This window comes from Nitrosomonas eutropha, from assembly GCF_003201195.1.
In the GTDB taxonomy this organism is placed as follows: Bacteria; Pseudomonadota; Gammaproteobacteria; order Burkholderiales; family Nitrosomonadaceae; genus Nitrosomonas; species Nitrosomonas eutropha.
Map to the genome: position 1 here is coordinate 1 of NZ_QICQ01000027.1, position 20,123 is coordinate 20,123.

A 20,123-nucleotide genomic window follows, 5' to 3' on the forward strand; every position below is an offset into this window, starting at 1 on the left:
ATACTCACTGCGGTGTTCCTGCACCAGACGGACTGCGCGCGCTCTTACTTCGGGGGAATATTTATTTGATTTGTTCATGGCTCCATCTTCTCAGATAGTGGAGCCTCCTCAAAACCCGGGGCGGTTCACAGAAAAATATCTATACATGTCCATCCTGGTTAAAGCTTTGCACCAAACCCCCGTTAAATATGGCTATCAACAGATCTATTTTATCAGCCTGAACCGGGCATTTGATGTCGTATAGATTACATTAATATCTTCATTAAATTATTCATTCATGGATCTACAATGGTAAAGTTCCTCAACACAAGTGCGACAAATTACTTCCTCGAAGAACTCATAAAAAGTGCAAAGGATCGGCTCATCCTCATCAGCCCATTCCTTCGCCTGAATGACAGAATCAAAGAATTGCTGGAAGATAAAAATCGCCTGAAAATTGACGTAAGAGTCGTCTACGGAAAAAGTGAACTCCAGCCAGAAGAAATTAGCTGGCTTACTGAACTCTTCTATTTACGGACTAGTTTTTGCAAGAACCTGCACGCAAAATGCTATCTCAATGAAGAATTATGCATTATCACCAGCTTGAATCTCTACGAATTCAGTCAAGTTAACAACAACGAAATGGGTGTGCTCATTCAGCGCTCTGAAGATGCCGAGCTTTATCAGGAAGCTTACGAAGAAGCACAACGCATCATCCGTATCAGTGATGAAGTACGCATTTCAGTCGAGACCATCGGAAAGGAATCGGAATCAACAGCTGAAGCCGATGAGCAGTCCACAGACAAGCTAACAACTTCCAAGCTGGCGCAAAAGATCGGAATCAAAACTATCGATCTTATAGAGCAATTGACGCACGCTGGTTATCTCGAAGTACGGGACGGTAAAAATTACATCACATTCAAAGGGAAAAATGCCGGGGGTGAATTCCGCATGAGTCCAAAGTATGGCCCTTATTTCCTTTGGCCTGAAAGCTTCCGACTGTAATAATTATCAGCCATTCATATACCACATCCAGAATATTCTTCAGGAGCCACCCTCAAACATGAGACAAATGATTTGTAAAGTATTTGTTAGCCCACCCCCATATAACAATTCATTCAGGCCAATACTGTTTTGATGTGGTTTAATGAAACCACATCAAAGTGTTGGATCTGTTCACCCCTGAGGAGTGTGCCAACTACCTTGCTTCATGTGGATATATAAACAAGTAAATTCAAAATGATCTAACCTTTCTCTTTGGCTACCAAATAATAATCCGCAGAAAGCCGTTACATTTTTTTCAATGCCCCGTTAGCCCCAACCGCTGCCAGATTTTTGTGGGTAGTACGGCCGAGTTAAGCGTGTAGAAATGCAGGCCGGGTGCACCGGCTTCCAGCAGGCGCGCACAAAGTGCGGTGACCACATCCAGCCCGAATGCCTGGATGGAAGGGATGTCATCACCAAAGCTCTCCAGTTTTTTGCGAATCCAGCGGGGTATCTCCGCTCCACAGCCATCGGAAAATCTTGCCAGTTGGGAAAATTTGCTGATCGGCATGATGCCGGGAACGATTGGGACACTGATATTCGCAGCTTCGCACATCTCTACGAAATGCAGATAGGCATCGACGTTATAGAAAAACTGGGTAATCGCTGCATTGGCACCTGCCTCAACTTTTCGTCTGAAGTTGGTGAAATCCTCCAGTGCGGAACGTGCCTGTGGATGATATTCCGGATAAGCTGCCACTTCGATCCAGAAAGTATCGCCGAACTCCTTGCGGATAAATGCCACCAGCTCATTGGCATAGCGGAATTCACCCGCCTGCGCCATGCCCGAAGGCAGATCACCACGCAACGCGATAATGTGGCGGATATTGTGGCTGTGATATTTTTCAAGAATGGAGCGGATATTGTCGCGGGTGGAACCGATACAGGATAGATGCGGCGCTACCGGGGAACCTTCTGCCTGGATTTCCAGCACGGTTTCCAGCGTCCGCTCCCGAGTGGAGCCACCTGCACCGAATGTTACCGAAAAGAACTTCGGGTTGAAGCGGGCAAGTTGTATACGCGTTGCCCGCAGTTTTTCCATGCCTTCCGGTGTCTGCGGCGGGAAAAACTCAAAACTGAATGTGGGCGTAAAATTTTTCTGGGATAACATCTGGACTTACTTCCATTGGCCACTTCCCTTCAAAGGAAGCAGTAGTGAGAATTTATGAAATAAAACCCAAATTTTCCATCAGATCCTTGCAGCAGCGAAAAACAACCTTTCAAAATCTGCTGGATTGCTTGACACCTACAGTGCTCGCAAAGACGGTATTTTGTCACCTGTTGAATTTCGCATCTTCTGCCCTGATGAAGAACCCGGGATAAAGCCGGGGGAATACAACTGTCGCTTTGACAGCGATTTCTCCGGCTTCAATCAGTTCAACCACTCAAACTCAATAACGGTACATCTCGGGTTTATAAGGTCCGTTTTTATCGAGATTGAGGTAGTGCGCCTGCTCGTCGGTCAGTTCGGTCAGCTTCACACCCAGTTTACCCAGATGCAGACGCGCAACCATTTCATCCAGCTGTTTAGGAAGTACATACACCTTCTTCTGGTAATCTTTACCGTTTTGCCAGAGTTCCATCTGCGCCAGCACCTGATTGGTGAAGGAGCTGGACATGACAAAAGACGGATGGCCGGTAGCACACCCCAGATTAACGAGACGTCCTTGTGCCAGCACGATGATGCGGCGGCCAGTCGGGAAGATGACATGATCAACCTGTGGCTTGATGTTTTCCCACTGGTACTTCTGAACTGAGGCAATATCGATTTCAGAATCGAAGTGGCCGATGTTGCATACGATCGCCTGATTCTTCATTTTCAGCATGTGGTCATGGGTGATCACACGCAGATTGCCGGTGGCGGTGACGAAAATATCTGCTTTATCACAGGCATCGTCCATGGTCACCACACGATATCCTTCCATCGCCGCCTGCAATGCACAGATTGGATCAATCTCGGTAATCCAGACAGTTGCTCCCAGGCCGCGCAATGACTGCGCACAGCCTTTGCCGACATCGCCATAACCACAAATCACAGCTATTTTTCCGGCAATCATTACATCGGTTGCGCGTTTGATGCCATCCACCAATGATTCACGGCAACCATAAAGATTATCGAATTTGGATTTGGTGACTGAATCATTGACATTGATCGCCGGGAATGGAAGTTCACCTTTCTTTTCCATTTCGTACAGGCGATGTACACCGGTTGTGGTTTCTTCTGTCACACCGCGAATTCCGGCAAGGTTACGCGAGTACCAGCCCGGATGGCTGGTAAGACGGCTACGGATGGAAGCAAACAGTACCTGTTCTTCCTCATTGGACGGATTGGCAATCACGGAAGGATCGCGTTCAGCCCTGCTGCCAAGGATGAGCAGTAAGGTGGCATCCCCGCCATCATCCAGAATCATATTGGCGGCATGCGAGCCATCACTGGTCCATTCAAATATCTGGTGAGCGTAGTCCCAATATTCCTTCAGTGATTCTCCCTTGTAGGCAAATACTGGAATATCGCGGGCGGCAATCGCCGCAGCAGCATGATCCTGGGTGGAGAAAATATTGCAGGAAGCCCAGCGGACTTCTGCACCCAGTGCCACCAGTGTTTCAATTAACACGGCGGTCTGGATAGTCATGTGCAGGGAACCGGCAATTCTGGCCCCTGCCAGCGGCTTCTTGCCGGCATACTGTTCGCGCAGCGCCATCAAACCGGGCATTTCAGTTTCGGCAATGGCAATTTCCTTTCTGCCCCAATCTGCCAATGACAAATCAGCCACCTCGCAGTCGGTAAAAACAGAGTTGTCCACTACGGGGTTGATTGTTGCACTCATAACACATCTCCTGAGAAGTGAAAGAGCGCCGTTGTTGGGTTGTTCATTTGTCCGAGCCTCACGAGATAGACCGTTGCAGCGCTCCTCGGTACAAATGGAACATCATTCACGCTGAATGATGTTGATGAAAAATATTCAAATACCTGCATCCGCTATAAGCTGCTCTGCAATGTCGGTTTTCTCCCAGGTGAAACTGGGTTCTTCCCGACCAAAATGGCCATACGCAGCCGTTTTGCTATAAATCGGACGCAGCAGATTCAGTTCATGAATGATCGCTCTGGGGCGCAGATCAAAATTCCGGGTGATCAGCTCGGCGAGTTTTTCATCTGAAACTTTACCGGTACCAAAAGTTTCCAACATTAATGAAACCGGCTTAGCCACGCCAATTGCATAAGCCACCTGAACTTCACATTTGCGTGCCAGGCCGGCAGCTACAATATTTTTGGCGACATAACGGGCAGCATAAGCTGCTGAGCGATCCACCTTGGAAGGATCCTTACCGGAAAAAGCACCGCCACCATGATGGGCTGTGCCACCGTAAGTATCCACGATGATCTTGCGCCCGGTTAGTCCACAATCGCCCATCGGCCCGCCCACCACGAAACGACCGGTAGGATTGACCAGATACCGAATATCACTACTCAGCATTTCTGCAGGCAATACAGGTTTGATGATTTCCTCGACAACTCCTTCAAACAAATCGCCATTGGAAATATCCGGATCATGCTGGGTTGAAATAACGACTGTTTCTATGTTTTTCGGTTTCCCGTCAATATAGCGTACTGAAACCTGGGATTTGGCATCCGGACGCAGCCATGACAGCTGGCCGCTTTTTCTCAATTTTGCCTGCTGTTCAACCAAACGATGTGCATAGTAAATCGGCAGCGGCATTAGTTGCGGCGTTTCATCACAGGCATAACCGAACATCAGTCCCTGATCTCCCGCCCCCTGATCCATCTCCTCTTCCTTGCTGCGATTCACCCCCAGAGCAATATCGGGAGACTGTTTGTTAAAAGCGGTCAGCACCGCGCAGGTGCTTGCATCAAAGCCAATCTCGGAACTGGTATAGCCGATTTCACGCACCGTATCTCGTGGGATGACGTTGTAATCAATGGTAGCATGGGTCGTTATTTCACCTGACAAAACGATCAGCCCTGTACTGCACATGGTTTCACAGGCTACACGCGCATGAGGATCCTGTTGCAGAATTGCATCAAGGATTGCATCCGATATCTGGTCGGCCACCTTATCAGGGTGGCCTTCAGATACGGATTCAGACGTAAAAAGATAGTTACTCATAGTTTGTTTTGTTAATTAAATTTGGATATGAATGAGATAATACTCAGGCAAGAGTAAAACCAATTCCGGATTTGAGGCCAAAGACTGCAGTTATTTATTAAGGTACAGTGCAAAACTACCTTAAAGCACTGCTTGTTGAGCAACCGGATTATTCCAGAAATCCGTATGAAAATCATTGTTCTTTTTACTGACCCTGCCTAGATCAGGTAATGCGGATGCAATAATCTGTCATTTTTTCATCTCAATGCTCCCGGAAAATGCCGATTATTTTGACCATGTACAGGAGTTTTCCATGAATACTGTTTTGATTACCGGCGCCAATCGGGGAATCGGATTGGAATTTGCCACACAATATGCGGCAGACGGGTGGCAGGTAGTCGCCTGCTGCCGGCAACCGCAACAGGCCATGGCGCTCAATCAGCTGGCTGAGCAGTACAAAGATCATTTTTCCATTTACCAGCTTGATGTACGTGAGCTTGCCGAAATAGATCAGTTGTCACAAAAGCTGCATGATTTGTCCATTGATGTGCTGATTAATAACGCAGGCGTTTATCCACCTGCACAAAATGGGGAGTTTGGTCATATCAACTATGATGACTGGATGGAGGCCTTCAGGGTCAATACATTCGCCCCCCTCAGAATGGCAGAAGCCCTGGTGAAACAGGTTGCTCGCAGCAAATTGAAAGTTATCGCCACCATCACCAGCAAAATGGCCAGTATCGACGATAACCAGCGTGGCGGCAGTTATATTTACCGATCCAGCAAAACTGCCGTAAACATGGTGGTAAAAAGTCTTGCCATTGATCTGCAGCCTCGCGGTATTATTTCAGTGCTGCTACATCCAGGCTGGGTACAGACTGATATGGGTGGACGTGGCGCGTTAATCACAGCAAAGCAGAGTGTGACCGGCATGAAAGGCATCCTGGATAAAATCACCCATACGGATACAGGCAAATTTCTTGCCTACGATGGACAGCACATCCCTTGGTAGTCTTTTTTACCTGCCTTTCAAGCAACAAACTTTCACTGGTAACCAAATGCGCTCATCTTATGTTGTGCAACTCGACGATGAAGCAGCAACTTTGTTCCTGGGAGAGCAGCTTGCAGCTATACTTCGCCCTGGTTTGACCGTATTCCTTTATGGTGATCTGGGAGCCGGCAAAACTACGCTCGCACGTGGAATATTGAAAGGGCTGGGGCATTATGACAAGGTGAGAAGTCCCACCTATAACCTGGTTGAAATCTACAAACTTTCAGAGTTATACTTGTATCACTTTGATTTTTATAGACTCAATGACCCATTGGAGTGGGAAGAAGCAGGCTTCCGGGAGTATTTCAACCAGAATTCCATCTGTCTGGTCGAATGGCCTGAAAAAGCAGGGGAATTTCTGCACGCAGCTGATCTGAAAATATGGATCAGCTATTCTGGAACAGGAAGAATCGCCGAACTCAAGGCGGAAACGGAGGCAGGAGAACAATGCTTATCACGCTGGCAAAAACAGGTATCCGAATGAATCAACCCGGAACCAGGCAGTGCTCTCCATTTCTACTTTTCGTTATAGCTATCCTCCTGCAACTGGCTTTGTATAGCAACGATACATCAGCTGGCACTCAAATCACGGCAGCACGCTACTGGGCGGGGCCCGAGTATACCCGGTTGACACTGGAATCGAGTAAGCCGGTTAAATACTCGGTCAGCACACTCCAATCACCCAAAAGAATCGTGATGGACATGGAGAATATTTCATTGTCTGATGTACTGAAGAGCTTGCCAGCAAAGACCGAATCACGGGATCCCCTGGTTGGTGCATTAAGAGTCGGCAATTTCAATTCGCGGACTGTCAGGCTGGTCGTGGAATTAAAAACAGATGCTGTACCCAAAGCATTCGCGCTTGATCCTGTAGACCAATTTGGGCATCGGCTGGTGCTGGATCTTTACCCATCGAAAAAACTGATAACAGAACCGTATGAACAGGACCCACTCATAGCATTAATACAAAAAAACAAGAAACCTGCGCCAGTCGCTCATTCACACAATGTAACCCCCGCTGCGACTTCGAAGACTGTCCTGACAGCAACCAGCCGCAAACCTGAAAAGAACCGGATTATTACTATCGCAATTGACGCCGGACATGGCGGCAAGGATCCGGGAGCAATTGGTCCGCAAGGCTCCATGGAAAAAAATATAACCCTTTCCATCGCCAGAAAACTCAAGGCCAGAATTGACAAGGAACCGGGTATGCGTTCCGTACTAATTCGTGACGGAGATTACTTCATATCGCTGGCTGAACGGCGCATCAAGGCAAGACAAGCCAATGCCGATTTATTTGTATCTATTCATGCTGATGCTGCTCCACGGAGAGAAGCACATGGTGCATCAATTTACGCATTATCAGAAAATGGTGCCACTTCCACCACAGCGAGCTGGCTGGCCAAAAAGGAAAATGCGGTTGATCTGATCGGCGGAGTCAAACTGGATAACAAAGATCGATACCTAAAGCAAACACTGATTGATCTGTCCATGAATGCCACGATTAATGACAGTATCCGGCTGGCCAATCACGTATTGAATGAAATCGGGACAATCAGCCATCTGCACAAAAAAAATGTGGAACAGGCTGGTTTTGCAGTACTCAAATCACCTGATATTCCATCTGTTCTGGTTGAAACCGCATTCATCAGCAACCAGACTGAAGAAGCCAAACTTAATTCAGAGATTCACCAGAATAAATTGGTTGATGCGATATCAGTCGGACTTAAACGCTATTTCAACAGCGGATCCTGGCAGACACGGATGGATGTTGCTGATACCAGATAAGAGATATCAGCCTCTACCGGTTCTCAGACTACACTGTTTTATAGAGATGTCTGCTTATGGGTAAAACAGCTCCAGTTTGTAGCCCATAGCATTGAGCTGATTCGTATTCAAGAAACATTGGACCTGTATTTCACTTTCCCCCGCAAATATTGATTGATCAGCTGCTGAATCCAGATAATCCTTTGCCGTAAAAATACGACTTGCGAGCAGTTTTTCATCAGCATCTGTTAGCGTTAGCAGTAATGCCGGTAACGCTTGCGGGAAAGGCGCATGATTGCGGATAATTGCAGAAAGCTCCACCACATCAGGATCAGCGGAAGAACTGACACGCAAGTCTGATGATTCCAGGCTCAATAAATGGAGATGACGTGGTAAATCAACCTCACATTGCATCAGGGTGCAATATTCATTCAATACCGGTCGAAATGCAGGGAAAGCAATAAATATTTCTGTACGATAGGCATGCATAATCTGCCCAAGCAGCAATACCAGCAATACTGCATTGGGCACCAGCCAAAGCCGGGAAATTTTTGGCGCAGACGGTTGAATGTCAAAATAATCAACAGGAGGCGGTGTTTCAGCAACCGACATTACAGCAGCATTATCAGGGTCGGATTGATCCAGATCCGGTTGGGGCAACATCACAAGCGGTTGAATACACGCCACCGGAACAGCTATCAGTGCTGTAAAACCGTTGAATACTTGCTTACACTGCCCGCAGCGCACATCACCGTTATGCGAATGCAGCTGCCCACCCGTCAGGCGAAAAATCGCATGACAGCCAGGACAGCGTGTCACCAGTGTCATGATGTCCTATTGACTGATTTCCGACCTGCAAGCAGTACCCATCCCTGATCTTTTGCAGCAATCTGCATATCAAACCACTCGCTGTAAATCTGCAGCACTTCATCAGCCTGGGTTTCCAGTATTCCTGAAAGCACGATACGTCCGCCTGGTTGCAAGGCACTCATCAGAACAGGGGCCAGCATGATCAGAGGATTAGCCAGAATGTTCGCGACCACTACGAAAACAGGATGCTGCCTGGTATCAGCAGGATCGCCACCTCCAGAAAAGGATAGCGCAGTGGTAAATGATAATTTATCCAGATCACAGAGATTGTTCCGGGCATTTTCGAGGCTGGCAGTAATGGCATTCGGATCAATATCCACGCCCATCACCCGGTCAGCCCCCAGTTTTAACGCTGCGATTGCCAGAATCCCGGAGCCACAGCCATAATCAAGCACGCTGTCGCCAGGTTTAAGAAATTTATCCAGCCAGCCCAGGCACAACTGTGTGGTCGGATGACTGCCCGTACCAAAAGCCAGTCCCGGATCCAGTCGCAGATTAATTGCTGCAGGATCGGGTAAATCATGCCAAGATGGAACGACCCACAATCGCGAGGAAATTTTGATTGGCTCGAATTGCGCCTGTGTCAATCTGACCCAATCCTGTTCCACTACTTGCGTCAATTGATAGTCTGGCAGCGCAGATATCCCCATCACCCGAGCTACTGCCTGCACAATTTCATCAACATCCGTATTTTCCTCGAGCAATACTGTTACCTCTGCCTGTTGCCAGAATTGCTCCGGGAGAGCACCTGGTTCACCAAACAAGGGTTGTTCGTGATCAGTCCCTTCACCCGCATCATGTACATCAACTGACAGTGCGCCCTGCTCCAGCAACTGATCACTTACCGAATCAACGTAATCGGACCCAACTTTAAAAGTCAGAGAGAGCCAGGACATAGCTGATCTGTGTAACAGGTTTTATCACGATCACATCAAGTCGTTTTTTTGTTATACAGTGCAAGCTTGTTTTCAAGATAGTGAATAGAGACAGAATCGGATACAAAGTTACAGTCCGCCAAAAGATCCAGATGTAACGGAATATTGGTTTTGATTCCTTCAATGATCATTTCGGTAAGCGCAATACGCATACGCGCAATAGCGAGATCACGATTGTCACCATAGGCAATTACCTTGGCGATCATGGAATCATAGTAAGGTGGCACGCGATAATTATGGTAAATATGGGAATCGACTCGGATCCCGGGACCGCCTGGAGCATGGTACTGTGTAATACGTCCGGCTGAGGGAGTCAGCTTATAGGGATCTTCCGCATTGATGCGGCATTCTATGGCATGTCCTCTGGTCACAATATCTTTTTGCTGCACTGACAGTTTTTCCCCTGCCGCCACACGAATCTGTGCTTGAACCAGGTCAATACCAGTAACGGCTTCTGTCACCGGATGCTCAACCTGAAGCCGGGTATTCATTTCAATGAAATAAAATTCATTGTTCTCATAAAGAAACTCGAAAGTTCCTACCCCTCTGTAATTAATACGCTTGCAAGCCTCGACACATCGCTCACCAATTTGATTGCGCAACTTGATCGAAATACCTCGCGCCGGCGCCTCTTCAATAATCTTCTGGTGACGGCGCTGCATGGAGCAATCCCTCTCCCCCAGATGAACGGTATTGCCGTATTCGTCAGCCAGTATCTGGAATTCAATATGACGCGGATTTTCCAGGTATTTTTCTGCGTAAACCACCGGGTTACCAAATGCCGCCTGCGCTTCATTACGCGTTGTAATCACCGCATTCGAGAGCGCCGCTTCAGTGTACACGACGCGCATCCCGCGCCCCCCACCTCCTCCGGCTGCCTTGATAATGACTGGGTAACCGATCTCCTTGATAATTTTCCTTACTTCATCAAGTGAATCCGGCAACGCACCCTCTGAGCCTGGTACACAGGGAACACCTGCCTGCAGCATCGCGTGTTTTGCAGAGACCTTATCTCCCATCAACCGGATTGTATCCGGTCGGGGGCCGATAAAGAAAAAACCGCTCTTTTCCACCCTCTCTGCAAAATCCGCATTCTCGGATAAAAAACCGTAACCCGGATGAATGGCTTCCGCATCCGTTACTTCAGCAGCACTAATGATAGCGGGGATATTCAAGTAACTTTGCGCAGAAGCTGCCGGGCCGATACAGACTGATTCATCGGCCAGCTTGACATATTTTGCTTCGGCATCCGCTTCCGAATGAACCGCTACGGTCTTGATACCCATAGTCCGGCACGCTCGCTGGACGCGCAATGCTATTTCTCCACGATTTGCGATTAATATTTTTTCAAACATATAAATTAAACGATGAAAACCAGATCCGGATAGATTCCTGAAAATTCAGAGCATTATTTCTCGAAAGATTATTATTCGATAATAAATAACGGCTCGCCATATTCAACTGGCTGACCATTCTCCGGCAAAATAGCTTTGATTTTGCCCCCCCGATCGGTTTCGATCTCATTAAGCAGCTTCATGGCCTCAATGATACATAGCGTATCTCCGGACTTTACTTGCTGACCTACTTCAGCAAATGGTTTGGCCCCCGGGGCCGAAGCGCGATAAAAAGTACCTACCATGGGAGACTTGACAATATGTCCTTCCGGCAAACCTGGCTTCTCTTGTACATCGCTCTCACTGGCTATGGGGGCTGCCGGCTCTACCGGAACAGGGATCTGATATTGTGGCATAACCGTTGCCACCGATTGTGTCATGGTTACGGATTTGCTGATACGGACCTTCTCTTCCCCCTCTGTTACTTCCAGCTCTGTAATACTGTATTCCTCTACTAATTCAATTAATTTCTTGAGTTTTCTCAAATCCATTTTATCCTCCGGGGCAGATCCCTTTCATAAGTGCCCTGATCTATCTTCAGGGATAGCAGTTTTACGTCTTTTGATGATGGCTGGTAACTGATTTGCTTGTAAATCAATTGATCAAGTCTGCTTTGTCATTTGTATTTGTATTGATCACCGGGTAAAAAAATAATTTAACTGATTTAGGACAAATATATTGGAGTCATGCCCCGTTTTACACTACTGCCTGGCCAAAGCAAATTGCAGAGCCAGCTCATACCCCGCAGCACCCAATCCACTGATAACCCCAACAGCAATATCCGAGAAATAGGATGTGTGGCGAAAATGTTCGCGAGCATAGATATTGGAAAGATGAATTTCTACAAAAGGCAGATTTGTGGCAGCCAGGGCATCACGCAGGGCTATACTAGTATGTGTTAAAGCGGCGGGATTGATGATAATAAAGCCAGTGCCGTCATTCATGGCTTCTTGTACACGATCGATCAATTCATGCTCGGCATTGCTTTGAAAGGTATCCAACACCACAGAAGCTGCCTGCGCCTTCGCGACCAGATTCCTGTTAATATCTTCCAATGTTGTATGCCCATAAATGGACGGCTCTCTTCTACCTAAAAGATTCAAATTAGGACCGTGAACAACCAGGATTTTCGCAACCATTACACTATATTAACCATCCGCTTCCACGAATTAATTATGGCGTGTTATCGTATTATTGTACAGTTTTTTATGTGTTTTCGCCGAAGTTAAAGAATATTTAACCTCATTAAATCACAAAACAAGCAATTCAGGGGTCACGTTATTCATCTCTCATAAAACAACATCTGACAACAGGAATAATGAGTGATTTTATAGTGATTGGAGCTGGGATTATCGGTCTTGCCACTGCGCTCCGATTACTTGAAGAAGGGGCATCAGTCACGCTCCTTGAACGTCGCAAAGCTGGCTGCGAGGCATCATGGGCAGGCGGAGGCATTCTGTCCCCTCTGTGCCCCTGGAACTATCCGGACACCATAAACCGACTCGTCGCTTTCAGCACATCACTCTATCCAGAGTGGACTGCTGCACTTAGCGCGGCTACAGGAATTAATCCGGAATATCACGTATGCGGACTTCTCGCTCTTCCACCCTATGACTTGGATGAAGCTGTTAGCTGGTGCGCTGCTCATGCGGCACCGTTGACATACCAGATATTTCCACTTTCAACCCATGCTAGAACTCCGGGAATCTACGATTGCACCCAGCAGCAAGCTGATCAGGCACTATTGCTTCCTGACGTCGCCCAAGTTCGAAATCCACGTCTGTCACAAGCGTTATGCAAACGCGTCAAACAGCTCGGTGGAAATATAATTGAACACTGCGAGGTCCAGAAACTGAATGCAACCAGGCAGGAAGTTAGATCCATCCGGGTCCCACATAAAAACCTCTCTGCCGATCGATACATCCTGTCAGCCGGTGCATGGAGCAGGAATATTCTTGGAGAATATGCGTTGAATATTGAAATAAAACCAATCCGAGGACAGATACTGTTATACAAATTCCCGGAAAAACCTTTGCATTCTGTCGTATTGCAACAAGACCTTTATCTCATTCCCCGGCGTGATGGACATTTACTCGTCGGCAGCACAACCGAAGATGTCGGATTCGATAAGCGCATTACACTGGAAGCGAAAGACAAATTATCCAAATGGGCAGGAAAAATATTACCAAAGCTGAGTAATATGTTGCCGCTAAGACACTGGTCAGGCTTGCGCCCCGCCACACCTGGCAATATCCCCGTCATCGGGGCACATCCATTCCTTAAAAACCTTTATGTCAACAGCGGACATTTTCGCTATGGCGTCACGATGGCCCCTGGCAGCGCAGAAATATTAACAAACGAGATCATGCAACGAGCTCAACCTTTTGATACCACACCCTATCAGCAAGGATGGAATCTGTCTGGGTAATTTCAATCAGATATGCTTGTTGAAACCGACTGGCTCAGCCTTTGGTAATGGGAATGTTACGGATTCAAGGACTCCCGCCAGCTCTTCCACCACCACACCCTGATTCGACTGTTTTGTCGCAATCTGCTCAAGACGCTCCAGTACCTGCTGAACCAGTATCTCCGGAGCAGACGCACCTGCAGTAATTCCAATACACTGCTTGTTGGCCAGCCAGCTCTCCTGCAACTGTGCCGCCTGATCGACCATATATGCTTCTACATTCTCGTTTCTGGCCACCTCACAAAGGCGATTTGAATTCGAACTGTTTGGCGAACCCACCACAATCACCAGATCACAGAGCTTGACCAACTTTTTGACAGCATCCTGTCGATTTTGCGTAGCGTAGCAAATATCATCTTTTTTCGGGCCAACAATCTTTGGAAAACGTCGTTTCAGTGCCTCAATCACGCGCGCTGCATCATCAACAGACAATGTTGTCTGGGTGACATATGCCAGATTATCTTCATCCTTGACCTGTAGTCCGGATACGTCTTCCGCTGTTTCCACAAGGTACATCGTCCCTTTTTTCTTCTCGATCTGCCCCATGGTTCCCTCAACCTCAGGGTGACCCTGATGGCCGATCATGACGATCTCCTTGCCCTCTCGGTCCATTTTGGCCACTTCCACGTGTACCTTGGTAACAAGCGGACAGGTAGCATCAAATATCTGCAGCTTACGAGCGGCTGCATCTCTTCTTACTTCGTGGGAAACACCATGAGCACTGAAGATAAGCATGCTCCCTTCCGGCACTTCCTCCAAATTTTCTACAAATACCGCTCCTTTTTTCTCCAGATCTTCAACCACGAAACGATTGTGGACAACCTCATGCCTCACATAGATGGGGGCGCCATACATCGTCAATGCACGTTCAACGATTTCAATAGCTCGGTCAACACCAGCACAGAACCCTCTCGGGTTTGCAAGCAACACCTTGATCATCAGCCTATTTCTCCATGATTTATGCACAGGTTTGATTATAAAATAATCCCGAAGGGGTTTTCAGTTTTCATCTCTGAAGCCTATCCTATTAACACATACTCGTCATTCATCTTTATCCCGTTTCACCCGATTTGATAAGGCTATAAACAGGATGATAATTAAATCTTAAGCCTCCGTTATATATAAACTTCTTAAAATCCTTTCTCTCTGGCTGTATACTTTCAAAATATTTCACGACATACGTGTTTAACCAGCTTCAAAACTTGATGGTTTTATTTGAGTACTCCTGATGGGCGCACTGATTTTTTATACTTTTATTTATTTCGTCGGGCATTTCGCTGCGCTCGGGCTAAACATAATTACAAACAAAAAACTGCTCAACCACCGCTTGGTCGGCTTGATTGGCGTAATCCTTGTGGCAGTAATGCATGGCTACAAAATTATCAACAGCACTGGCCACGATGAAGACACGCTGTATGCGATAAGTTATTTCGTCGTTTTCCCGGTGGTGGTCATCAGCGCAGTTCTCTTTTATTTTGGTGGAAAAGATAAAGATGATAACAATCCCAAGTAAATGACAGGATTGTACGACATCTCTCCTTCTTTTTGATACATGACTTCTTTGTCACCTGACCAGATTATCCGCCAGGAAATTCTTGCACTATCAGCCTACCACGTCCCGCCCGCGAAGGACATGATCAAGCTGGACGCAATGGAAAATCCCTATCAGCTCCCCTCCTTTTTGGGTGAAGAGATTACCCGGATTACAGCAGGCGCGCATATCAACCGCTACCCTGATCCGCATGCCGCGGCACTCAAAGAAACGCTTCGAACATCGCTATCTATTCCAGATGGAATGGAAATCATGCTGGGAAATGGTTCAGATGAAATCATTCAAATCATCATGCTGGCAGCTGCAAAACCAGGAGCAAAGCTACTGACTGTTGAACCCGGATTTGCCATGTTCAAAATGATTGCTACATTTACAAATATGGAATATGTCGGCATTCCGTTAAGACCAGATTTCTCGCTGGATCTTGACATGATGCTCACGGCAATTTCACACCACCAGCCAGCTATTCTGTTTTTGGCCTACCCGAACAACCCCAGCGGCAATCTGTTTGACGAGGCCGCCCTGAATAAAATAATTCAAATATCCAAAGGTCTGGTTGTAATAGACGAAGCTTATCATCCATTTGCAGGGAAAAGTTTTATTGAAAAACTCCCAAATTATCCGAATTTACTGGTTATGCGAACGCTTTCGAAATTGGGATTGGCCGGGCTTCGCCTCGGGTTCCTGGTCGGCAGGCCGAGCTGGCTGTATCATCTGGAGAAATTGCGCCTGCCTTACAATGTCAATGTAATTACCCAGCTTATGGCAGAAAAAATCATGCAACATTACGATACGCTACAACATCAGGCTGACATAATTAAACAAACCCGAACCAAATTAAGAATCTTTCTTGAAAGCCTGAAAGGTGTTGAAGCCTATCCCTCTGATGCCAATTTCATTTTATTCCGGCTCAACAACGCCAGCCATGTTTTCAAGCAACTTCAGCAGCGTCGTATTTTGGTGAAGAACCTTGACAACAGCCACCCCTTATTAAAAAATTGCCTCCGTGTAACAGTTGGCACGCCCGAAGAAAACGATTATTTCTGCAATACACTGCAAGATTTGATCGCTGAAAATTAACCGGAAGACTAAACAAAACACTCCGTTCAAATTTAAATACTCATGCGCAAAGCCCAAGTTACTCGCAACACTCAGGAAACACAAATTACCGTAGCAATCAACCTGGACGGCCAGGGCAAAGCGGAATTGGATAGCGGCGTTCCTTTTCTTGATCACATGCTGGATCAGATTGCCCGCCATGGCATGATTGACTTGAATGTTGCAGCCAAAGGCGACCTTCATATCGATGCCCACCATACTGTGGAAGATATTGGCATTGCACTGGGTCAGGCACTGAATCGTGCCATTGGTGACAAAAAAGGAATATTTCGCTACGGTCATGCATATGTGCCTCTGGACGAAACCTTGTCAAGAGTAGTCATCGATTTGTCCGGAAGGCCTGGCTTGCAGTTCAACACCACATTTACACGTGCGGTTATCGGCTCTTTCGATGTCGATCTGATCCAGGAATTCTTTCAGGGCTTTGTCAATCATGCCATGATGACACTGCACATAGATAACCTCGCCGGTAAAAACGCACATCACCAGGCTGAATCTATTTTCAAGGCATTCGGCCGTGCACTGCGTATGGCTGTAACAATTGATCCACGCTGCGATGACCTTATTCCATCCACCAAAGGCGTGCTGTAGGTAAAAAAACGCTCAGAACATCTGATACGAACATGAACTCGATTGCCGTTGTAGATTATGGGATGGGCAACCTGAGATCGGTATCCAAAGCACTGGAATATGTCGATTCATCTGCGGTTGTCACGGTTACCAATGATCCGGAGGTTATCCGATCTGCCTCACGCGTTGTTGTTCCGGGCCAGGGTGCGATGCCTCATTGCATGGAGGCTCTGGATGATCAGGGTTTGCGTGAAGTAGTCGTCGAAGCAGCTCAAAATAAACCTTTTCTCGGCATTTGCCTCGGACTGCAAATGTTGTTCAAGGAAAGTGAGGAAGGCGATACCTCAGCACTGGGTATTTTGCCAGGCAGTGTGAAAAAATTAGACGTGCGTGAGACCGCCGGTAACAACACCCCAAAACTCAAGATTCCTCACATGGGCTGGAACCAGGTTCACCAGGTTATGGCGCATCCACTGTGGGATAGAATTGATACCGGCACACGCTTTTACTTTGTTCACAGCTATTACGTAGCTACAGATGAACCAGGAATCGTGGCGGGTAGTACCAACTATCCAACCCCATTCACATGTGCAGTTGCCAGAGACAATATTTTTGCCACCCAGTTTCACCCGGAGAAAAGTCATTCCGCAGGATTGGCATTATTGAGTAATTTCCTAAAATGGATACCATAACAACATTCCAGCATTATCCTATCCAGCATTTCCATTGTATTATCAATTTTTTTCAAGTCTGATCATTAACCCCGATAACTTCGTATGCTGATTATTCCTGCTATAGATCTGAAAGACGGACAATGCGTCCGCCTGAAGCAAGGCATCATGGAAGATGCCACAGTATTTTCAGAAACCCCTGAAACAGTTGCACTGCACTGGCTGGATAACGGAGCCCGTCAGCTGCATCTGGTTGACCTTAATGGTGCTTTTGCCGGAAAACCTAAAAATGGTGAAGCTATCCGCGCGATAGTCGAAGCCATTGATGGAAGAATTCCAATCCAGCTGGGCGGAGGAATCCGCGATCTGGAAACTGTCGAGTACTATCTGGATAACGGCATCAGCTACGTAATCATTGGAACGGCTGCGGTCAAGATACCTGGCTTCCTGCACGATGCCTGCTATGCGTTTCCAGGTCAGATTATGGTCGGGCTGGATGCCAAAGGTGGAAAAGTGGCTGTTGACGGCTGGTCCAAAGTAACCGGCCATGACGTTATTGATCTTGCAAAAAAATTCCAGGATTACGGTGTCGAAGCAATTATTCACACCGATATCGGTCGTGATGGCATGCTCAACGGCCTCAATATCGAAGCTACTGTGGAACTCGCTCAAGCGCTGACAATTCCCGTCATTGCAAGTGGCGGTGTGACCAACCTGGATGACATCAGGAAATTGTGCCAAGTCCAGTCCGAAGGAATCACCGGTGTCATCACTGGCCGGGCAATTTATCAGGGCTCCCTTGATTTCAAGGAAGCACAAGCCTTGGCAGATCAGCTGGATTCAGCAAAGTGATTGACATCACTCACTCACAGAAACTCACTGGCTTTGTGCTTTTTATCCCCTTCTTTTTTTATCTAATTTATTTCTGATAACTTTGACCAATGGGATTAGCCAAACGTATTATTCCCTGCCTTGATATTAAGGACGGGCGCGTCGTCAAAGGTGTCAATTTTGTCTCTCTGCGGGATGCAGGAGATCCGGTTGAAATTGCTCGCAGCTATAATGAGCAGGGAGCGGATGAACTCGTCTTTCTCGATATTACTGCAAGCGTGGAGAATCGCGATTTAATCCTGCATATTGTGGAAAAGGTCGCCTCACAGGTTTTCATCCCACTAACGGTGGGAGGAGGCGTCTGCAAGGCCGAGGATGTGCGCCGGCTGCTGAACGCGGGGGCTGACAAGGTCAGCATCAACACTTCCGCAGTATTGAATCCGGAACTGATCAAGGAATCAGCAGATCATTACGGTTCTCAGTGTATCGTAATCGCCATTGATGCCAGGCAAACATCTGACGGAAACCCTGAATCTCCGCGCTGGGAAGTATTCACCCATGGCGGGCGCAAGCCAACCGGGCTTGATGCGATTGAATGGGCTCAAAAGATACAATCCTTGGGTGCCGGAGAAATTCTGCTGACCAGCATGGATCGTGATGGTACTCGCTCCGGATTTGATCTTGTTCTGACACGCACAATCTCCGATGCAGTAGACTTACCCGTTATTGCCAGCGGTGGTGTAGGTAACCTGGATCATCTGGTGGACGGTATTTTGCAAGGCCATGCTGATGCAGTGCTGGCAGCCAGTATTTTTCATTATGGCGAATTCAGTATCCGTCAGGCCAAGGAATATCTGTTATCACACGGCATAGAAGTCCGCCTGTAAGAAAGTGGAACACGGTCTTTACTTCTGAGTCGCCACAATTACCATGGAGGCCGTTTTTCCTACGGTATTCCCACATTTTGCAAGTATTCCTGAAACTGTTAAGATCGCCCTGAAAGCAGCAGCACACAAGGAACAGCTAATGACAGATGAATGGCTTGATACAATAAACTGGTCAGTTGACGGCCTCATCCCGGTAATCGCACAGGATGAAAACGGTGGCAAGATTTTGATGGTGGCCTGGATGAACCGCGACGCGCTCAAACGTACTGTCGAAACTGGTGAAGCAGTTTACTGGTCGCGCTCCAGAAAGAAGCTGTGGCACAAAGGTGAGGAATCCGGCCATACCCAGATAGTCCAGGCAATCCATCTGGATTGTGATAAAGATGTCCTCCTCCTCAGTGTGGAACAAAAAGGGGGGATTGCTTGCCATACAGGTAGGCAAAGCTGCTTTTTCCGCCAATTGAAAAATGGGGAATGGGTAATCACAGAGCCCGTTATCAAAGACCCATCACAAATTTATACCCAATGACCTCCTCTTCAACGATATTACAGCGACTGACTCAGACGATTGAAGCACGCAAAAGCGCCGACCCTGCTCATTCCTACATCGCAAAACTGCTAAGCAGCAACGAAGATAAAGTGCTAAAAAAAATTGCTGAAGAAGCCGCTGAAACTATCATGGCTTGCAAGGACAATGACAGAGAACAGATTATTTATGAAACAGCGGACTTGTGGTTTCATTGCTTGATCATGCTTGCCAGGCACGACATCTCGCCGGAAGCTATACTGTCGGAACTGGAGCGAAGAGAAGGAGTATCCGGTATCGAAGAGAAATTGTCACGATCTCAAAACCAACCTGAGCCAACTAAGGCTGAATGAT

At 47.2% G+C, this 20,123-nt stretch carries 22 protein-coding genes and 1 riboswitch; of the genes, 13 read left to right on the forward strand and 9 right to left on the reverse strand.

Annotated features, from left to right (window positions below; all coding sequences use genetic code 11):
* Nucleotides 1-288 precede the first annotated feature (288 nt).
* On the forward strand, nucleotides 289-984 hold the full coding sequence (locus C8R14_RS09855; protein ID WP_011634924.1) for a phospholipase D family protein: 696 nt from the start codon (nucleotides 289-291) through the stop codon (nucleotides 982-984).
* Nucleotides 985-1,279: 295 nt separating this feature from the next.
* Here C8R14_RS09855 and metF read toward each other — a convergent pair whose 3' ends face one another.
* The 3 genes from metF to metK all read right to left on the reverse strand — a co-directional run bounded on the left by metF (nucleotide 1,280) and on the right by metK (nucleotide 5,150).
* Complete coding sequence (gene metF / locus C8R14_RS09860; RefSeq protein ID WP_011634925.1) at nucleotides 1,280-2,134, reverse strand: methylenetetrahydrofolate reductase [NAD(P)H]; 855 nt, start codon at nucleotides 2,132-2,134, stop codon at nucleotides 1,280-1,282.
* A gap of 280 nt (nucleotides 2,135-2,414) precedes the next feature.
* Nucleotides 2,415-3,851, reverse strand: coding sequence for an adenosylhomocysteinase (gene ahcY / locus C8R14_RS09865; protein WP_011634926.1), 1,437 nt, complete (start codon nucleotides 3,849-3,851; stop codon nucleotides 2,415-2,417).
* Nucleotides 3,852-3,867: 16 nt separating this feature from the next.
* A riboswitch (S-adenosyl-L-homocysteine riboswitch) is annotated at nucleotides 3,868-3,945 on the reverse strand.
* 41 nt (nucleotides 3,946-3,986) lie between these two features.
* Nucleotides 3,987-5,150 carry a methionine adenosyltransferase gene (metK, locus tag C8R14_RS09870; RefSeq protein ID WP_011634927.1) on the reverse strand — a complete coding sequence of 388 codons (1,164 nt, stop codon included), beginning with the start codon at nucleotides 5,148-5,150 and terminating at the stop codon, nucleotides 3,987-3,989.
* A gap of 292 nt (nucleotides 5,151-5,442) precedes the next feature.
* On the opposite strand from metK, the gene C8R14_RS09875 reads away from it, so the two are divergent.
* Genes C8R14_RS09875 through C8R14_RS09885 form a run of 3 tightly spaced genes read left to right on the forward strand, consistent with a single transcriptional unit; the run spans nucleotide 5,443 to nucleotide 7,968 of the window.
* Nucleotides 5,443-6,141 (forward strand): SDR family oxidoreductase, encoded by a 699-nt coding sequence (locus tag C8R14_RS09875; RefSeq protein ID WP_011634928.1) that lies wholly within the window; start codon nucleotides 5,443-5,445, stop codon nucleotides 6,139-6,141.
* A 46-nt stretch (nucleotides 6,142-6,187) separates the two neighbouring features.
* On the forward strand, nucleotides 6,188-6,664 hold the full coding sequence (gene tsaE / locus C8R14_RS09880; protein WP_011634929.1) for a tRNA (adenosine(37)-N6)-threonylcarbamoyltransferase complex ATPase subunit type 1 TsaE: 477 nt from the start codon (nucleotides 6,188-6,190) through the stop codon (nucleotides 6,662-6,664).
* Nucleotides 6,628-7,968: an N-acetylmuramoyl-L-alanine amidase gene (locus C8R14_RS09885; RefSeq protein ID WP_242500170.1), complete on the forward strand. Its 1,341-nt coding sequence runs from the start codon at nucleotides 6,628-6,630 to the stop codon at nucleotides 7,966-7,968. Before tsaE ends, C8R14_RS09885 begins: the two co-directional genes overlap by 37 nt.
* 54 nt (nucleotides 7,969-8,022) lie before the next feature.
* Here C8R14_RS09885 and C8R14_RS09890 read toward each other — a convergent pair whose 3' ends face one another.
* The 5 genes from C8R14_RS09890 to aroQ form a co-directional block, all read right to left on the reverse strand.
* The gene (locus tag C8R14_RS09890; RefSeq protein WP_011634931.1) at nucleotides 8,023-8,775 is read right to left on the reverse strand and encodes a zinc-ribbon and DUF3426 domain-containing protein; all 753 of its coding nucleotides are present in this window, start codon (nucleotides 8,773-8,775) and stop codon (nucleotides 8,023-8,025) included.
* Complete coding sequence (gene prmA, locus C8R14_RS09895; protein WP_011634932.1) at nucleotides 8,772-9,713, reverse strand: 50S ribosomal protein L11 methyltransferase; 942 nt, start codon at nucleotides 9,711-9,713, stop codon at nucleotides 8,772-8,774. The genes C8R14_RS09890 and prmA overlap by 4 nt, the downstream gene beginning before the upstream one ends.
* A gap of 35 nt (nucleotides 9,714-9,748) precedes the next feature.
* Complete coding sequence (gene accC / locus C8R14_RS09900) at nucleotides 9,749-11,107, reverse strand: acetyl-CoA carboxylase biotin carboxylase subunit (protein ID WP_011634933.1); 1,359 nt, start codon at nucleotides 11,105-11,107, stop codon at nucleotides 9,749-9,751.
* A gap of 71 nt (nucleotides 11,108-11,178) precedes the next feature.
* Nucleotides 11,179-11,637, reverse strand: coding sequence for an acetyl-CoA carboxylase biotin carboxyl carrier protein (accB, locus tag C8R14_RS09905; RefSeq protein WP_011634934.1), 459 nt, complete (start codon nucleotides 11,635-11,637; stop codon nucleotides 11,179-11,181).
* 210 nt (nucleotides 11,638-11,847) lie between these two features.
* Nucleotides 11,848-12,285 (reverse strand): type II 3-dehydroquinate dehydratase, encoded by a 438-nt coding sequence (gene aroQ, locus C8R14_RS09910; protein WP_011634935.1) that lies wholly within the window; start codon nucleotides 12,283-12,285, stop codon nucleotides 11,848-11,850.
* A 179-nt stretch (nucleotides 12,286-12,464) separates the two neighbouring features.
* Here aroQ and thiO point away from each other — a divergent pair, with 179 nt between their 5' ends.
* Entirely contained in the window at nucleotides 12,465-13,574 is a 1,110-nt protein-coding gene (thiO, locus tag C8R14_RS09915; RefSeq protein WP_011634936.1) for a glycine oxidase ThiO, read from the forward strand.
* Between the two features lie 6 nt (nucleotides 13,575-13,580).
* On the opposite strand, the gene ispH is transcribed toward thiO, so the two are convergent.
* Nucleotides 13,581-14,552 carry a 4-hydroxy-3-methylbut-2-enyl diphosphate reductase gene (gene ispH, locus C8R14_RS09920; RefSeq protein WP_011634937.1) on the reverse strand — a complete coding sequence of 324 codons (972 nt, stop codon included), beginning with the start codon at nucleotides 14,550-14,552 and terminating at the stop codon, nucleotides 13,581-13,583.
* A gap of 289 nt (nucleotides 14,553-14,841) precedes the next feature.
* Between ispH and C8R14_RS09925 the strand changes: the two genes are divergently transcribed.
* The 8 genes from C8R14_RS09925 to C8R14_RS09960 all read left to right on the forward strand — a co-directional run bounded on the left by C8R14_RS09925 (nucleotide 14,842) and on the right by C8R14_RS09960 (nucleotide 20,122).
* Nucleotides 14,842-15,126, forward strand: a complete 285-nt coding sequence (locus C8R14_RS09925) for a hypothetical protein (protein ID WP_011634938.1) — start codon at nucleotides 14,842-14,844, stop codon at nucleotides 15,124-15,126.
* 39 nt (nucleotides 15,127-15,165) lie between these two features.
* Entirely contained in the window at nucleotides 15,166-16,245 is a 1,080-nt protein-coding gene (hisC, locus tag C8R14_RS09930; protein WP_011634939.1) for a histidinol-phosphate transaminase, read from the forward strand.
* 42 nt (nucleotides 16,246-16,287) lie between these two features.
* Nucleotides 16,288-16,875, forward strand: coding sequence for an imidazoleglycerol-phosphate dehydratase HisB (gene hisB / locus C8R14_RS09935; protein WP_011634940.1), 588 nt, complete (start codon nucleotides 16,288-16,290; stop codon nucleotides 16,873-16,875).
* 32 nt (nucleotides 16,876-16,907) lie between these two features.
* Nucleotides 16,908-17,546 (forward strand): imidazole glycerol phosphate synthase subunit HisH, encoded by a 639-nt coding sequence (gene hisH, locus C8R14_RS09940; protein ID WP_011634941.1) that lies wholly within the window; start codon nucleotides 16,908-16,910, stop codon nucleotides 17,544-17,546.
* An 84-nt stretch (nucleotides 17,547-17,630) separates the two neighbouring features.
* Nucleotides 17,631-18,377 (forward strand): 1-(5-phosphoribosyl)-5-[(5-phosphoribosylamino)methylideneamino]imidazole-4-carboxamide isomerase, encoded by a 747-nt coding sequence (gene hisA, locus C8R14_RS09945; RefSeq protein ID WP_011634942.1) that lies wholly within the window; start codon nucleotides 17,631-17,633, stop codon nucleotides 18,375-18,377.
* A gap of 89 nt (nucleotides 18,378-18,466) precedes the next feature.
* Complete coding sequence (hisF, locus tag C8R14_RS09950) at nucleotides 18,467-19,243, forward strand: imidazole glycerol phosphate synthase subunit HisF (RefSeq protein ID WP_011634943.1); 777 nt, start codon at nucleotides 18,467-18,469, stop codon at nucleotides 19,241-19,243.
* A gap of 139 nt (nucleotides 19,244-19,382) precedes the next feature.
* Entirely contained in the window at nucleotides 19,383-19,772 is a 390-nt protein-coding gene (gene hisI / locus C8R14_RS09955) for a phosphoribosyl-AMP cyclohydrolase (protein ID WP_011634944.1), read from the forward strand.
* A complete protein-coding gene (locus C8R14_RS09960) occupies nucleotides 19,769-20,122 on the forward strand; it encodes a phosphoribosyl-ATP diphosphatase (protein WP_011634945.1) in 354 nt (117 codons plus the stop codon). Before hisI ends, C8R14_RS09960 begins: the two co-directional genes overlap by 4 nt.
* Nucleotide 20,123 lies beyond the last annotated feature (1 nt).